This is a genomic window from Citrobacter sp. Awk 2, from assembly GCF_028069815.1.
GTDB lineage: Bacteria > Pseudomonadota > Gammaproteobacteria > Enterobacterales > Enterobacteriaceae > Citrobacter.
Genome location: NZ_JANEWL010000033.1, coordinates 1 through 16062 on the forward strand (window position 1 = coordinate 1; position 16062 = coordinate 16062).

12 protein-coding genes, 1 rRNA gene and 1 riboswitch are annotated in these 16062 nt (G+C 52.1%); of the genes, 4 read left to right on the forward strand and 9 right to left on the reverse strand.

The window, feature by feature from the left end:
• From NNO02_RS10685 to btuB, 3 genes are all read right to left on the reverse strand, one after another.
• A 16S ribosomal RNA gene (locus NNO02_RS10685) occupies positions 1-125 on the reverse strand; the annotation flags it as partial.
• A gap of 377 nt (positions 126-502) precedes the next feature.
• Positions 503-1354: a glutamate racemase gene (gene murI, locus NNO02_RS10690; RefSeq protein ID WP_137381510.1), complete on the reverse strand. Its 852-nt coding sequence runs from the start codon at positions 1352-1354 to the stop codon at positions 503-505.
• Positions 1299-3137 (reverse strand): TonB-dependent vitamin B12 receptor BtuB, encoded by a 1839-nt coding sequence (gene btuB / locus NNO02_RS10695; RefSeq protein ID WP_271454792.1) that lies wholly within the window; start codon positions 3135-3137, stop codon positions 1299-1301. The genes murI and btuB overlap by 56 nt, the downstream gene beginning before the upstream one ends.
• Before the next feature lie 64 nt (positions 3138-3201).
• Positions 3202-3398, reverse strand: a riboswitch (cobalamin riboswitch).
• 115 nt (positions 3399-3513) lie between these two features.
• Here btuB and trmA point away from each other — a divergent pair.
• The gene (gene trmA / locus NNO02_RS10700; protein WP_271454793.1) at positions 3514-4614 is read left to right on the forward strand and encodes a tRNA (uridine(54)-C5)-methyltransferase TrmA; all 1101 of its coding nucleotides are present in this window, start codon (positions 3514-3516) and stop codon (positions 4612-4614) included.
• A gap of 82 nt (positions 4615-4696) precedes the next feature.
• Here trmA and NNO02_RS10705 read toward each other — a convergent pair whose 3' ends face one another.
• Together NNO02_RS10705 and fabR are read right to left on the reverse strand one after the other, a co-directional pair.
• The gene (locus NNO02_RS10705) at positions 4697-5056 is read right to left on the reverse strand and encodes a YijD family membrane protein (protein WP_003825114.1); all 360 of its coding nucleotides are present in this window, start codon (positions 5054-5056) and stop codon (positions 4697-4699) included.
• A 15-nt stretch (positions 5057-5071) separates the two neighbouring features.
• A complete protein-coding gene (fabR, locus tag NNO02_RS10710) occupies positions 5072-5707 on the reverse strand; it encodes an HTH-type transcriptional repressor FabR (protein WP_003028862.1) in 636 nt (211 codons plus the stop codon).
• A gap of 191 nt (positions 5708-5898) precedes the next feature.
• Here fabR and sthA point away from each other — a divergent pair, with 191 nt between their 5' ends.
• Positions 5899-7299 (forward strand): Si-specific NAD(P)(+) transhydrogenase, encoded by a 1401-nt coding sequence (sthA, locus tag NNO02_RS10715; RefSeq protein WP_271454794.1) that lies wholly within the window; start codon positions 5899-5901, stop codon positions 7297-7299.
• Here sthA and oxyR read toward each other — a convergent pair.
• The 4 genes from oxyR to argC all read right to left on the reverse strand — a co-directional run bounded on the left by oxyR (position 7282) and on the right by argC (position 11779).
• Positions 7282-8199 (reverse strand): DNA-binding transcriptional regulator OxyR, encoded by a 918-nt coding sequence (gene oxyR / locus NNO02_RS10720; RefSeq protein WP_137381485.1) that lies wholly within the window; start codon positions 8197-8199, stop codon positions 7282-7284. The genes sthA and oxyR overlap by 18 nt on opposite strands.
• Positions 8200-8511: 312 nt before the next feature.
• The gene (gene argH / locus NNO02_RS10725) at positions 8512-9882 is read right to left on the reverse strand and encodes an argininosuccinate lyase (protein WP_271454795.1); all 1371 of its coding nucleotides are present in this window, start codon (positions 9880-9882) and stop codon (positions 8512-8514) included.
• Between the two features lie 108 nt (positions 9883-9990).
• Complete coding sequence (gene argB / locus NNO02_RS10730) at positions 9991-10767, reverse strand: acetylglutamate kinase (RefSeq protein WP_137378532.1); 777 nt, start codon at positions 10765-10767, stop codon at positions 9991-9993.
• 7 nt (positions 10768-10774) lie between these two features.
• Positions 10775-11779, reverse strand: coding sequence for an N-acetyl-gamma-glutamyl-phosphate reductase (gene argC / locus NNO02_RS10735; protein ID WP_271454796.1), 1005 nt, complete (start codon positions 11777-11779; stop codon positions 10775-10777).
• Positions 11780-11934: 155 nt separating this feature from the next.
• On the opposite strand from argC, the gene argE reads away from it, so the two are divergent.
• Together argE and ppc are read left to right on the forward strand one after the other, a co-directional pair.
• On the forward strand, positions 11935-13086 hold the full coding sequence (argE, locus tag NNO02_RS10740) for an acetylornithine deacetylase (protein ID WP_271454797.1): 1152 nt from the start codon (positions 11935-11937) through the stop codon (positions 13084-13086).
• Between the two features lie 316 nt (positions 13087-13402).
• Positions 13403-16054, forward strand: coding sequence for a phosphoenolpyruvate carboxylase (gene ppc / locus NNO02_RS10745; RefSeq protein WP_202037227.1), 2652 nt, complete (start codon positions 13403-13405; stop codon positions 16052-16054).
• Positions 16055-16062 lie beyond the last annotated feature (8 nt).

The window sequence follows — 16062 nt, forward strand, 5'->3', positions numbered from 1 at the left end:
AGACATTACTCACCCGTCCGCCACTCGTCACCCAAGGAGCAAGCTCCTCTGTGCTACCGTTCGACTTGCATGTGTTAGGCCTGCCGCCAGCGTTCAATCTGAGCCATGATCAAACTCTTCAATTTAAGTTTGATGCTCGTGAATTAAACTTCGTAATGAATTACGTATGTTCACTCAGAGACTTGGTATTCATTTTTCGTCTTGCGACGTTAAGAATCCGTATCTTCGAGTGCCCACACAGATTGTCTGATAAATTGTTAAAGAGCAGTTGCGATGCGCTTTAGCGCTCTGTCGCGAGGTCCCGTATATTACGTTTTCCTCATTCAGAGTCAAGCATTTATTTTTGCTTTTCTCTACGAGATTCTCAGTGGAACCCCGCTGACCCGGCGGCGTGTAATCCGTTGTTCCGTGTCAGTGGAGGCGCATTATAGGGAGTTATTTCAGGCTGACAAGGGGAAATTTAAAATAATTTTCCGAGTGCGTACTTTTTCACCAAAACAGACTAAATCGCCAGTTTTTCGAGCGTTTTGAAGCCATAGCGCTGCAACACTGGCAATAATTGTTCAGCCTCTGTTGTCATTGCCATGCAGAATGCCACATTCTCATCGGCTGATTTTGCATCTGGCGCTTCGTGTTCCAATAGCCAGGCCGTTCGACGCGCAATCGCTGCACCGGAATCCACCAGTCGCGTCCCTTCCGGGAGAACTTGTAATAGCTCTTCCTGTAATAGAGGGAAGTGGGTGCATCCAAGGACCACCGTATCAGGGGGTTCCGACATCCGCAGCCACGGTCGCAGAATTCGACGTAGCTCTTCCAGCGAGACGGGCTCACCGTGCAGCTTCGCTTCTGCCAGTTCCACCAGCTCAGCGGATCCCAACATCGCTATCTGACACTCGTTAGCAAACCGCGCAATCAATTCGTGTGTGTACGAGCGTTTCACCGTCGCGCGCGTCGCCAGTAGCCCGACAATACCATTCGCGGTGAGCCGCGCCGCGGGTTTAATCGCAGGCACCACACCGACAACCGGAAAAGCGAACTTTTCACGTAATGCGGGGAGTGACACCGTGCTGGCGGTATTGCATGCGATAACCGCAAGTGCGAGGGGATAGCGTTGCTGAACTGCCGTCACAATCTCAACAACACGCTCAACGATAAACTCTTCGCTTTTCTCACCATAAGGAAAAGCGACGTTATCGAAAGCATATATATAGTGGAGATCCGGCAGGAGATTCCGGATCTCATTGTAGACCGACAACCCACCGACGCCGGAATCAAACACCAGCACGGTAGGACGTGAATCAGAAGGTGTAGCTGCCAGACAAGGTGTATTCCCGTCCTGCAGTTGGGTAGCCATAAACTGTCTCGTAATCTTTATCGAACAGGTTGGCGATTTTACCACGAACTGTCAGCTGTGAGGTGATCGGATATGACACTGCCAGATCCCACAAACTCACACCACCCAATTTTACCGGTTGATAAGTAACGTAGTCCGTATCGTATCGCGTCCCCAGATATTGATATGTCAGGCCCCAGTCAAAATCATAGACCTGCCAGTCGAGTTGGTATTTCACCTGCTGTTTAGAACGACGAGCCAGTGGCTCGTTGGTAATCGCATTACGCGAATCTACGTAGTCGTAGCTAAGCGTATGCGCCAACGGCCCGGTGTCGAAGTTTGCAGTCGCTTCGATACCTTTAATACGCGCTTTGCCTTCGTTGTAGTACTTCTGAGTGTGAGTGTTGTAGTCGATCATGTCATCGATATCGTTGCGATACCCTGACACGCGCCAGTTAACACCTGATGTTAACCCTTCAAACGCCCCTTCCCACTGCTTACTCTCTTCGGGGTCAAGGTTTGCATTGCCGTAATAGCCATGCAACTGCCCCAGATTTGGCGCTTTGTAAGATGTGCCATAGGAGGCAATGAAACGATAGCCTTCGATAAACGCCCATCCAGCACTGGTTTGCCATGTACCATGGCGACCAAACTCGGAGTTATCATCACTACGTGCCGCACCTTCGAAGGTGAAGTCACCAAGCTGCTGCAATCCCGTCAAATAGAGGCCAGTATTACGTTGGTCGTAACCGTCCGTAACATACCCAGTGCCAGGCTCCGTGGTTTGCTTTTGCCAGTCCACGCCTGCACCAATGTTACCGTGGCCAACAACTATGCTGTTTGACCACTGAACATTATATTGCTTCATATCATCCAGCGTGGCCGAGGAATCATAGCGGCCATAGTTCGGATCATAGTTGTAGTCTTTACTGTGGCTGTAGCTCGAAACCAGTTGTGACTGAATAAGCTCGCCATTAAAACGTAACCCAGCGTCCCAGCTCTGGCTATAAAGCTGTCGGGTATCAAGTAGTGCAGAGCCAGGAGAATAATACGAGTCATAATCTGTGCGGTTATCATAACCATAACCACGAACGAACCCGCTCCATGTCTCGGAGAAGTTGTGCTCCAGTGCGCCATACAGCGTCTTGCTTAAGAAACCGTCTTTATCCGGTTGAGCCTGTGCACCAGTGCTACCGTAGGCCACGACATCGAAGCCTTTGGTGTAGGCATAATCGCCCATCAACGTGACACGCGTATTTTCGCCAAGCTGTTGCTGGGTTGAGATATCGTAATTCTGATACCCATTGCTTCCCACGCCGGCGGTCAGTTCCGTCCCTGGTTTTTCGCGCGTAGTAATGATATTCACCACACCGCCAATCGCATCCGAACCATATATAGCGGAACGCGGCCCGCGGATATACTCAATACGTTGCACCAGCGATACCGGGAACTGGCTAAGATCGGCCGAGCCGCTAACTCCCGCTAAATTAAGACGCACACCATCTATCAACACCAGAACATGGCTGGCGTTAGTGCCGCGAATAAAAATAGACGAGTTTTGCCCCATACCGCCGCTTTGCGCGATATCAACACCAGGCAAACGACGCAGTACATCGTTTACCGAGGTAGATTGCCAGCGATCAATGTCCTGACGTGTAACGACGGTGATGGGTGCAAGTACTGCGCTTAGGGGCTGCTGAAAACGGTTGGCAGTGACGACGAGAGTATCTGGGCTAGCATCCTGCGCCCAACCAGAAGATGCCGCGACGGAAAGCGCCGTCAACAGCAACGATTTTTTAATCATTGTAAAGCATCCACAATATAAGAAGGATGCCGCAGGTCCACCGATAGTACGCGATAGTGAAAACCAGATGCGACGTTAGCCGGCAGGTCTTCGGGCTTGGAAGGTTATTCAGGATACCGAATAAAAAGAAATGAAGACTTCCCACCCACAGGCAGTGTCTGCTTTACGCTCTCATTTCACCTTTCCTTACCGCTGCGCGTCAGCTCCAGATTCACACTGGATTCCCTTTTAACTCACAGGACCGGAAAACGGATGCTACAGTTTGTTACAACCTACTGTCCAGACCGGATATCACAATATCGGAAATCATCAATAACTGGACATCTGATGAGCAATCCCTACAATCCCCGCGTACTTTTATTTTTCAGGACGCATCATGACCCCCGAACACCTTCCGACAGAACAGTACGACGCACAGTTAGCTGAAAAAGTGGTGCGTCTGCAGAGCTTAATGACGCCATTTTATGCACAGGCTCCGGAAGTGTTCCGCTCACCGGTTAGCCATTACCGTATGCGTGCCGAGTTCCGTCTGTGGCATGACGAGGATGACCTGTACCACATCATGTTCGACAGCCAAACGAAAAAACGTATTCGCGTCGACAGCTTTCCGGCGGCCAGCGAGCTTATCAATACGCTGATGGCGGCAATGATTGAAGGTGTACGCAACAACCACATCCTGCGTCACAAACTGTTCCAGATTGATTACCTCACCACCCTGAGCGATCAGGCGGTGGTATCCATGCTGTACCATAAAAAACTGGATAATGAGTGGCGCCAGGAAGCCGAAGCGCTGCGGGATGCGCTGCGGGCGCAAAACCTGAATGTGCACCTGATCGGCCGGGCGACCAAAACTAAAATCGAGTTGGATCAGGATTATATCGACGAACGTTTACCGGTCGCGGGCAAAGAGATTATCTACCGCCAGGTTGAGAACAGTTTCACGCAACCGAATGCTGCAATGAACATTCAGATGCTGGAATGGGCGATTGATGTCACCAAAGATTCAAAGGGCGATCTGCTGGAGCTGTACTGCGGTAATGGCAACTTTTCATTAGCGCTGGCGCAGAACTTCAACCGCGTACTGGCCACCGAAATCGCCAAGCCGTCCGTTGCTGCAGCCCAGTACAACATCGCCGCTAACCATATTGATAATGTACAAATTATCCGTATGGCAGCCGAAGAGTTTACGCAGGCAATGAACGGTGTTCGCGAATTCAACCGTTTGCAGGGGATTGATCTGAAGAGTTATCAGTGCGAGACCATTTTCGTTGACCCACCGCGCAGCGGTCTGGACAGCGAAACGGAGAAAATGGTGCAGGCGTATCCGCGTATTCTGTACATCTCCTGCAACCCGGAGACACTGTGTAAGAACCTGGAAACATTAAGCCAGACGCACAATGTTTCACGTCTGGCGCTGTTCGATCAGTTCCCGTATACGCACCATATGGAGTGCGGCGTACTGTTAACGAAGAAGTAAGACTGAACGGAGGCCGGATAAGCACTACCGGTTCAGATTGCCGGATGGCGGCTTTGCCTTATCCGGCCTACAGCTACAACGGTTACTCCGCGATTTCCTGCTTACGGTTACGCACTTTAAAGCCGATCCAGAACACCAGAATCACCGACAGTACCGCCGGGAAGAAGTTAGAGCCAATATCCGGATATTCAGCACGTACAACGGTGCTGTACAGCAGAACACCGAGAATAAAACAGGCTGCAGCCAGGCCCGGTAACCCCACAGGCATGGTGCGATTCTGGTAACGTTGATGCAGACAGTAAACCGTCAACACCAGCGAAATAATCGGGAATACAGAGAAAGGCACAATGGAGCTAAACAGCGCCGCGAATGTGCCATTAATCGATAAGCCGGCAACCAGCGCCAGCAGCAGCGTACCTTTATCTTGACCTGACTGTTTCATTGCTCGTCCTTCTCGTTACTCGGAGTGGTGCGTCATCTTCTCTTGTTCACGGCGGTACCAGTAAAATGCGCCTTTGGCGATCATGCGCAGTTGCAACACCAGCCGCTCTTCCAGTTGCCGACGCTGTTCAGCGCCAACATCCAGTGCTTCTGCCCCGGCACTGAACACAATCGTTACCATGGCTTCGGCTTGCGCTTCAGTAAACGCGCGAGGCATATGGTTTTCGAGTTCAAGATAATCCGCAAGTTCCGCAATGAAGTGCTGAATTTCACGCGCAACCGCTGCACGAAACGCTGCGGAGGTGCCCGAACGCTCGCGCAATAATAAACGGAAGGCGTTGGGATTGTTGCCGATGAACTCCATAAATGTTGAGACCGAGGTACGGATCACACTACCGCCTTTGGCGATACGCTGACGAGCCTGACGCATCAACTGGCGCAGCATCAGACCGCTCTCATCCACCATCGTCAGGCCGAGCTCATCCACATCGCGGAAATGGCGATAAAACGAGGTTGGCGCAATGCCCGCTTCACGAGCAACTTCTCGTAAACTTAGGCTGGCAAAACTACGCTCAGCGCTGAGTTGACTAAATGCGGCTTCTACCAGCGAACGCCGGGTTTTCTCTTTTTGTTGCGCTCTAACGCCCATCACGATGTCTGAATCCTTCCACATACCTTGCTGGCACTATACCAGAGATTAGGCGGTTGGCATGGCTTTGTGAATGATTGTTTACGCGCAGTTTGTGCTTCGACTTCGCAAAAAAGCACAACGATAATTGGGTTATCCCAACAACGATGTTACTATTCTGTTGCTTTTATGTATAAGAACAGGTAAGCCTGACCATGTCACATTCCTACGATTACGATGCAATAGTAATAGGTTCCGGTCCCGGCGGCGAAGGCGCTGCGATGGGTCTGGTTAAGCAAGGAGCGCGCGTCGCGGTTATTGAGCGCTATCATAACGTCGGCGGAGGCTGTACCCATTGGGGCACCATCCCGTCGAAAGCGCTCCGCCACGCAGTCAGCCGTATTATCGAATTCAATCAGAACCCACTTTACAGCGACCATTCCCGACTTCTTCGTTCTTCTTTCGCCGATATTCTCAACCATGCTGATAACGTAATTAATCAGCAAACGCGTATGCGGCAAGGTTTTTACGAGCGCAACCACTGTGAAATTCTGCAGGGGAATGCCCGTTTCGTCGACGAACACACCCTTGCTCTGGAATGTCACGACGGTACAGTGGAAACACTCACCGCAGATAAGTTTGTTATTGCCTGCGGCTCACGCCCTTATCATCCAACTGACGTCGATTTTTCGCACCCACGCGTTTACGACAGCGATTCTATCCTCAGCCTGCATCACGAACCTCGCCATGTTCTGATTTATGGCGCAGGTGTGATTGGCTGCGAATATGCGTCTATCTTCCGAGGAATGGACGTAAAAGTTGATTTAATCAACACCCGCGATCGTCTGCTGGCATTCCTCGATCAAGAGATGTCCGATTCACTCTCATACCACTTCTGGAACAGCGGCGTGGTCATTCGCCACAACGAAGAGTATGAGCGGATTGAAGGCCGTGATGACGGCGTCATCATGCACCTGAAATCCGGTAAAAAGCTGAAAGCAGACTGTCTGCTGTACGCCAATGGTCGTACCGGTAATACCGATTCGCTGGCACTCGAAAATATTGGCCTGAAAACGGACAGTCGCGGGCAGCTAAAAGTAAATAGCATGTATCAGACCGCACTGCCGCATGTGTATGCCGTTGGCGATGTGATAGGTTACCCAAGCCTGGCATCTGCAGCCTACGATCAGGGACGTATCGCCGCTCAGGCACTGGTCAAAGGCGAAGCCACCGCACATCTGATCGAAGATATTCCCACCGGGATTTATACCATTCCTGAAATCAGCTCCGTCGGTAAAACCGAACAGCAGCTAACGGCAATGAAAGTCCCATACGAAGTCGGTCGCGCCCAGTTTAAGCATCTGGCACGAGCGCAAATCGTCGGAATGAGTGTCGGAACGCTGAAGATTTTGTTCCATCGCGAGACCAAAGAGATTTTGGGGATCCATTGCTTTGGGGAACGCGCAGCCGAAATTATTCATATCGGTCAGGCGATCATGGAGCAAAAAGGTGGTGGTAACACCATCGAGTACTTCGTTAACACCACCTTTAACTACCCAACCATGGCAGAAGCCTATCGGGTAGCCGCGCTAAACGGCTTAAACCGCCTGTTTTAACGCTTTGTCGAAATGGCCATCCATTGCCCCACGGATGGCCTCTGCCAGCTGTTCATAACGGCTGCGTAACGGCGATCCCGGACGATAGACGAGACCAATAGTACGGCGCGGTTCCGGCTTAATGCACGGCAGATAGACCACACCATCACGCTTACGCTCTGGCGGAACGGCCAGTGCAGGCAGCAAAGTAATGCCACTACCTGCCGCAACCATATTGCGCAGCGTTTCCAGACTGGTTGCCCGGAAATGGGTGTCTTCATCGGCACCTGCTTCAAAGCAGAAGCCCATCGCCTGATCACGCAGACAGTGCCCATCTTCCAGCATTAACAGTTTTTCACCTGCCAAATCTGACATCGGCACACAGTCGCGGTTTGCCCATGGGTGATCTTCATAGATCGCCAGCATCATAGGCTCATCAAACAGTGGCACTTCAATGAACGCCTCACTTTCCTTGACCAACGCCAGGATCACGCAGTCGAGCTTACCGCTATCCAGTTGCGCCAGCAGTTGATGCGTCTGCGCTTCATGCAGATACATTTCCAGTTTCGGGAAGGTCTGGTGCAACATAGGGATAATATGCGGCAACAGGTATGGCCCCACCGTTGGGATCAAACCAATGTGCAGCGGGCCAGACATTGTCTCGCCTTGTTGGCTTGCCATTTCCTTGAGCACTTTGACCTCGCGCAGCACGGTACGCGCCTGATCCACCAGCAGTAAACCTGCCTGAGTGAACAGCACTTTACGACTCGTACGCTCCAGCAGCATAACACCAAGCTCATCTTCCAGTTTGCGGATTTGCCCGCTAAGCGTTGGCTGGCTGACGTGGCAGGAATCCGCCGCTCGCCGGAAGTGACGATGCTCGGCTAGCGCCACCAGGTATTCAAGATCACGAATATTCATTATTCATCCTCCATCGCCACGATAGTTCATGGCGATAGGTAGCATAGCAACGAACGATTATCCCTATCAAGCTTTCTGTTTAATAATGCACCACAGAAACGGAACGGTACCCTTTAACCCTTGAAGCACCTGTCCGTTCTCATACTCGAAATAACTAAAGCCAACGTGAACTTTTGCGGACCTCTGGTCCGCATTTTTTTGCATAAAAAAGCCCGGCTTAATGCCAGGCTCTGATAACTTTTTACCTGATGGCGCTACGCTTATCAGGCAGAACGGCGCACAGTGCCGGATGGCGGCTTCGCCTTATCCGGCCTACAGACGTGCCTTCGCATAGTCGATTGCCTGCGCAACCTGCTGCGGTGATACGCCACCTTTCGCTGCACGTTTGTCCAGACAGGATTGCAGGGAAAGTATCGGATAGACATCATCGCCAATGACGCTGCTGAACTTTTGCAAGTCGGCCAGCGACAATGCTTCCAGCGGTTTACCCTGACGAATCGCCTCAACCACCGTCTCACCTACGATATGGTGTGCTTCGCGGAACGGAACACCTTTGGCAACCAGATAATCCGCCAATTCAGTGGCGTTGGCATAACCCTGCTGCGCCGCTTCCTGACAACGAGGACGTTTCACCTGAATGCCGTCCAGCACCAGCGCGGCCATGTGCAAACAGTCCAGCCAGGTATCGAGCGCATCGAACAGGCCTTCTTTGTCTTCCTGCATGTCTTTGTTGTACGCCAGCGGCAGACCTTTCAGTGTCATCATCATACCGGTCAGCGCACCTTGTACGCGGCCACATTTGCCACGGATCAGCTCTAATGCATCCGGGTTTTTCTTCTGTGGCATCAGGGATGAACCTGAGGTTACACGATCGGATAATTCAACAAAGCCTGCTTCGCCAGTGTTAAAGAAAATCAGATCTTCAGCAAAGCGCGACAGATGCACCATGCCGATAGAGGCATCAGAGAGCAACTCCAGGACATGGTCACGATCAGAAACGCTGTCCAGGCTGTTGCGGGTTGCCGAGGAAAAACCCAACCAGCCAGCCAGTTGCTCACGATCGATTTCGTAGGCGGTACCCGCCAGTGCACCACAGCCTAACGGGCTAACGTCCAGACGCTTAAGCGCATCCTGCAGACGGCTCTCATCACGCGCCAGCATTTCGACATATGCCAGACACCAGTGCGCAAACGTCACCGGCTGTGCACGCTGCAAGTGCGTGTAACCCGGCATAACCGCGTCCTGGTTATTTTGCGCGGTATCGACTAACGCGCTTTGTAACTGACGATTCGCAGACAACAGTTCCATGACCGTGTCTTTGCACCACAGTTTAAGGTCAGTTGCGACCTGGTCATTACGGCTACGCCCGGTGTGCAGTTTTTTACCTAACTGCCCGACTTTATCAATCAGCTTGCCTTCCACCCAGCTGTGAATATCTTCCGCATCACTTTGCAGGATCTGCTGCGGGTCCAGGCGTACCTCTTCCAGCAGATTATTCAGCGCGTCTTCCAGCTGTAGTTGTTCATCCGCAGTCAGTACGCCGACGGTTACCAGCGCTTTGGACCAGGCCACAGAGCCGACAATATCCTGCTCTGCCAGGCGGTAGTCAAAACGCAACGAGTCGTTGAACTGTTTGAACCGCTGATCTGCTGCCTGTGTAAAACGCCCACCCCAAAGTGCCATAACGAATTTCCTTAATATGATATTTTTGCCCGGTGGCGCTGCGCTTACCGGGCCTACAAAACCCATGTAGGCCGGATAAGGCGAAGCCGCCATCCGGCACATTAATAGTTAAGCCAGAATACGCGTACCAATCGGCGTGCCGTTAAACAGCGCCGGGAGTTGCTCAGCATGACGCCAGGAAGCGATATCTACCGGGCGGCCCAGCGTACGCGCAGCATCCAGTGCCGCGTTGACCTTCACGATCATGCCATCGGTAATAATGCCCTGCTCAATCAACTGTTCCGCTTTCGTCGCGGTCATTTCGGCAATACGCTGGCCTTTACCATCCAGAATACCGCTCACATCGGAGAGCAGGATCAGATCAGCACCCAGCGTTGCCGCCAGCGCCGTCGCCGCCTGATCGGCATTGACGTTCATCAACAGCCCATCCTCAGTAACGCCAATGGAACTCACTACCGGCAGAAAGCCCCCTTCCAGCAGCGTGTTAATCAGCTTAGGCGAACCCGGCTGCGCCAGTCCAACGTGACCTAACTCTTTATCGAGTGGCGTCACTTTTACACTGTCGCCATCGCCAAGATACAGACCCACAGAGGCAATTTGGTGTTTTTTCGCCCAGGCCAGTAAGGTTTTATTCGCGGTCCCCGCCAGCGCCCCGGTGATGATGTCGATTTGATCGGCTGGTGTAACACGCAGGCCATTTTTCTTTTTCACCGGCAGATTAAGTTGTTTCATCAGCTCGTCGACGACACAGCCACCACCGTGCACAATGACCAGCGGACGCTGATGCGACTCGCGATAATTTACCAGCGCGGTAAACAGACGCTCCAGCGCCTCTTCACTATCCAGTAAAACGCCGCCCAGCTTGATAATTAATGGATTCATCATTGCACCCTTAAATAAGAGACTGTGTCTCAGCAAAGCCGAAACGGATATTTGCGCACTGCATGGCCTGTGCCGCCGCGCCCTTCAATAAGTTATCTTCAGTCGCTACCACAATCAGATGTTCGCCCTGCACAGCAAATCCGATATCACAGAACGGTAAGCCAACCACATTTTTCAGTGCCGGAACGCCTTTTTCATACAGACGCACCAACGGTTTATCGCTGTATGCCTGTTGCAGCGTCTGCGCGACCTGAGCCTGAGTGACACCCGAATTCAGACGGCAGGTAATAGTTTCCAGGATCCCACGCGGGAAATTACCCAGATGTGGAGTGAAGATCACCTCCGTACCCAGGTGAGTAGCGATTTCCGGCTGATGGCGATGAGTAAACACGCCATACGGTTGCAGGCTCACTTCACAAAAGCTGTTCGAAATAGCGGCCTTACGGCCCGCACCGCTCACCCCACTGGTGGCGTTAATCACCGGCCACTGAGTAAGGTCCAGTAGCCCGGCATCAATAAGTGGTTTCAGCGACAATTGTGCCGCCGTCGGGTAACAACCCGGAACAGCAATCAAATTCGCGTCTTTCAGTCTGTCTACGCTCCACTCAGCCAGACCGTATACCGCCTGTTCCAGCAGTTCAGGATGCTGATGGGTAAAGCCATAGTATTTCTCATAGAATGCGCCGTCGTTTACGCGAAACGCACCCGAGAGGTCAAACACCACACAACCGGCACGCAGAAACTGCGGAGCCAGATCATGACTGACCTCATGAGCCGTCGCGAGGAACACAACGTCCACCCCTGCGCTAAACTCGCTGATATCGGACATTGGCTGTAACGGCAAATCGACAATGCCTTTTAGCTGCGGATGTAAATCGGAGATTAATTTTCCTGCATCATTGCTTTGCGCTGAGACGGTCAAAGCGGTTATGGTCATATCAGGATGGCGATTTACATAGGTCACAAGCTCTGCGCCAGCGTAGCCACTCGCGCCCACAATCAGCGTATTCAACATCGGAGCTGTTCACCTTCTTAGATTCGGTTGCCAGGTATAAGCCTTTATCACCTCACCTTACACTTGGTGGGTTTTATTACGCTCAATGTTATTGTATTTTTATTCACAAATACTGCATGAATATTGATACTATCATGACCCGAGGTGTGTCAACAATGAAAAACAATTTACCGCCATTTATCGAGATTTACCGCGCTCTGATTGCCACACCGTCGATTAGCGCAACCGAAGAAGCGCTCGATCAAAGCAATGCAGGTTTAATCACTCTGCTGGCGGACTGGTTCAAAGATTTAGGTTTCAATGTTGAGGTTCAGCCTGTTCCTGGTACGCGCAATAAATTCAACATGCTGGCGAGTGTCGGGCACGGTGCCGGCGGTCTGTTGTTGGCAGGCCATACCGATACCGTACCTTTTGACGATGGGCGTTGGACGCGCGATCCCTTCACCCTCACCGAGCACGACAATAAGCTCTACGGTCTGGGCACCGCGGATATGAAAGGCTTTTTCGCCTTTATTCTCGATGCACTGCGCGGTGTGGATGTCACAAAACTGAAAAAGCCGCTCTACATTCTGGCCACCGCTGATGAAGAGACCAGCATGGCCGGCGCTCGTTACTTTTCTGAAACGACTTCGCTCCGCCCGGACTGCGCAATCATTGGCGAACCGACATCTCTGCAGCCCGTTCGCGCGCACAAAGGTCATATCTCTAACGCCATTCGAATTTTGGGTCAGTCGGGTCACTCAAGCGATCCGGCACGCGGCGTGAATGCGATTGAACTGATGCATGATGCTATCGGCCATATCATGAAGCTGCGCGATGGCCTGAAAGAACGCTATCACCATAACGCTTTTACCGTGCCGTACCCCACGTTAAATCTGGGCCATATTCATGGCGGCGATGCCGCTAACCGTATCTGCGCCTGCTGCGAACTGCATATGGATATTCGTCCACTACCCGGTATGACGCTTAACGATCTAAATGGGCTACTTAACGATGCGCTGGCCCCGGTCAGTGAGCGTTGGCCGGGTCGCCTGACGGTATCGGAATTGCATCCGCCCATTCCTGGCTATGAGTGTCCGCCGGACCATCAACTGGTCGAGGTGGTTGAGAAACTGCTGGGCGCACAGACTGAAGTGGTGAACTACTGCACCGAAGCGCCATTTATCCAGACGCTGTGTCCGACGCTGGTATTGGGTCCCGGTTCTATTAATCAGGCACATCAGCCGGATGAATATCTGGAAACACGCTTTATTAAGCCAACCCGCGAATTAATCACCCAGGTTGTGCACCATTTCTGCTGGCACTAATGAAACTTGCCCGGTGGCGCTACGCTTACCGGGCCTACCCCGTCTTGTAGGCCGGATAAGCGCAGCGCCATCCGGCATCTCTATGTCACATGTTCATAAGCTTTTCTTATTTGGCACGATGTGAATTAACTTTAATAAATTGCCGCGATTTATTGGTTTGCTGAAGCGATTTCGCAGCAATTGACGTCACGAGTTTTACGTGGCTTTATAAAAGACGGCGAAAAAATTAAGTCCGAGAGATTTCGAGCGCAGCCAACACCGCTGTGGCGCGAAGGATACAGGACACATAAATTAAAGATGGGGTGTCTGGGTTAATATGAACGAACAATATTCCGCGTTGCGTAGTAATGTCAGTATGCTCGGCAAAGTGCTGGGAGAGACCATCAAGGATGCGCTGGGAGAGAACATTCTTGATCGCGTAGAAACAATCCGTAAGCTGTCCAAATCATCTCGCGCTGGCAATGAAGTTAATCGCCAGGAACTGCTCACCACACTGCAAAATCTGTCTAACGACGAGCTGCTGCCCGTTGCCCGCGCATTTAGCCAGTTCCTGAATCTGGCCAATACCGCCGAGCAGTACCACAGTATTTCGCCAAAAGGCGAAGCTGCCAGCAACCCGGAAGTGATTGCTCGTACTTTGCGTAAACTGAAAGACCAGCCCAACCTCGATGAAGCCACCATCAAGAACGCCGTGGAATCGCTGTCTCTGGAGCTGGTACTGACCGCACACCCAACCGAAATCACCCGCCGCACCTTGATTCATAAAATGGGTGAAGTAAACGCATGCCTCAAACAGCTTGATAACAAAGATATCGTTGATTACGAACGCAATCAGCTGATGCGTCGTCTGCGCCAGTTGATTGCTCAGTCCTGGCATACGGATGAAATCCGTAAACTACGACCAAGCCCGGTTGATGAAGCCAAATGGGGCTTCGCAGTGGTTGAAAACAGCCTGTGGGAAGGCGTACCTAACTACCTGCGCGAGCTAAATGAACAGTTGGAAGAACATCTGGGCTATAAGCTACCTGTTGATTTTGTTCCGGTACGTTTTACCTCCTGGATGGGCGGCGACCGTGATGGTAACCCGAATGTCACCGCAGATATCACCCGCCATGTGCTGCTGCTTAGCCGCTGGAAAGCCACTGATCTGTTCCTGAAGGACATCCAGTTCCTGATTTCCGAGCTGTCGATGGTTGAAGCCACGCCGGAACTGATGGCGCTGGTCGGTGAAGAAGGTGCGGCAGAACCTTACCGCTATCTGATGAAAATGCTGCGTTCGCGTCTGATGGCAACTCAGGCCTGGCTGGAAGCGCGTCTGAAAGGCGAAAAACTGCCAAAACCTGCTGGCCTGCTAACCCAAAACGAACAGCTTTGGGAGCCGCTGTACGCGTGTTACCAGTCTCTGCAGGCCTGTGGTATGGGTATCATCGCCAATGGTGAGTTGCTCGACACCCTTAGGCGCGTGAAATGTTTCGGCGTACCGCTGGTACGCATTGATATTCGTCAGGAAAGCACTCGTCATACCGAGGCACTGGGCGAATTGACCCGGTATCTGGGCATTGGTGACTACGAAAACTGGTCAGAAGCGGATAAACAAGCCTTCTTGATCCGTGAACTGAACTCCAAGCGCCCGCTTCTGCCACGTAATTGGGAACCCAGCAACGATACCCGTGAAGTGCTCGATACCTGCCGGGTGATTGCCGAAGCGCCTTATGGCTCCATTGCTGCCTATGTAATCTCAATGGCGAAAACACCGTCTGACGTACTGGCCGTGCATTTGCTGCTGAAGGAAGCCGGCATTGGTTTTGCTATGCCGGTCGCACCGCTGTTTGAGACGCTGGACGACCTGAACAACGCCGATGATGTTATGAGCCAGCTACTGAATATCGACTGGTATCGCGGCTTTATTCAGGGCAAACAGATGGTCATGATTGGCTATTCTGACTCTGCAAAAGACGCCGGCGTGATGGCCGCTTCCTGGGCACAATATCAGGCACAGGACGCGCTGATCAAAACCTGCGAAAAAGCCGGTATTGAACTGACGCTGTTCCACGGTCGCGGCGGCTCTATTGGTCGTGGTGGCGCGCCTGCCCACGCGGCACTGCTCTCTCAACCACCAGGTAGCCTTAAAGGCGGCCTGCGCGTGACAGAACAAGGCGAGATGATCCGCTTCAAATACGGCCTACCGGAAGTCACCATCAGTAGCCTGTCGCTGTACACTGCCGCGATTCTGGAAGCTAACCTGTTACCGCCGCCGGAACCAAAAGATGGCTGGCGTCATATCATGGATGAGCTTTCAGATATCTCCTGCGATCTCTATCGTGGGTATGTTCGTGAAAATAAAGACTTTGTACCTTACTTCCGTTCCGCAACACCAGAGCAGGAACTGGGCAAGTTACCGCTCGGCTCACGTCCGGCAAAACGTCGCCCGACCGGGGGTGTAGAGTCTCTGCGTGCTATTCCGTGGATCTTCGCCTGGACACAGAACCGCCTGATGCTTCCGGCCTGGCTGGGTGCAGGTACTGCGCTGCAAAAAGTAGTTGAAGACGGTAAGCAAAGCGAGCTTGAAGCAATGTGTCGTGACTGGCCATTCTTCTCCACGCGTCTTGGCATGCTGGAGATGGTGTTCTCAAAAGCTGACCTGTGGCTGGCGGAGTACTACGATCAGCGCCTGGTCAAAAAAGAGCTTTGGCCATTGGGTGAAGAACTGCGTCAGCGTCTGGAAGCCGATATCAATGTGGTGTTGGCAATCGCCAATGACTCGCATTTGATGGCCGATCTACCGTGGATTGCCGAGTCTATTCAGTTAAGGAATATTTATACTGACCCACTGAACGTCTTACAGGCCGAATTATTATATCGTTCGCGCCTGGCAGAAGAGCAAGGCCATGCACCAGACCCACGCGTCGAACAGGCGCTAATGGTGACAATTGCTGGCGTTGCTGCCGGTATGCGTAACACCGGCTAATTTTTATG

Coding starts and splice junctions, on each gene's coding strand:
- murI (WP_137381510.1), bottom strand. CDS start 1,354: ATGGCTACCCAACTGCAGGACGGGAATACACCTTGTCTGGCAGCTACA.
- btuB (WP_271454792.1), bottom strand. CDS start 3,137: ATGATTAAAAAATCGTTGCTGTTGACGGCGCTTTCCGTCGCGGCATCT.
- trmA (WP_271454793.1), top strand. CDS start 3,514: ATGACCCCCGAACACCTTCCGACAGAACAGTACGACGCACAGTTAGCT.
- NNO02_RS10705 (WP_003825114.1), bottom strand. CDS start 5,056: ATGAAACAGTCAGGTCAAGATAAAGGTACGCTGCTGCTGGCGCTGGTT.
- sthA (WP_271454794.1), top strand. CDS start 5,899: ATGTCACATTCCTACGATTACGATGCAATAGTAATAGGTTCCGGTCCC.
- oxyR (WP_137381485.1), bottom strand. CDS start 8,199: ATGAATATTCGTGATCTTGAATACCTGGTGGCGCTAGCCGAGCATCGT.
- argH (WP_271454795.1), bottom strand. CDS start 9,882: ATGGCACTTTGGGGTGGGCGTTTTACACAGGCAGCAGATCAGCGGTTC.
- argB (WP_137378532.1), bottom strand. CDS start 10,767: ATGATGAATCCATTAATTATCAAGCTGGGCGGCGTTTTACTGGATAGT.
- argC (WP_271454796.1), bottom strand. CDS start 11,779: ATGTTGAATACGCTGATTGTGGGCGCGAGTGGCTACGCTGGCGCAGAG.
- argE (WP_271454797.1), top strand. CDS start 11,935: ATGAAAAACAATTTACCGCCATTTATCGAGATTTACCGCGCTCTGATT.
- ppc (WP_202037227.1), top strand. CDS start 13,403: ATGAACGAACAATATTCCGCGTTGCGTAGTAATGTCAGTATGCTCGGC.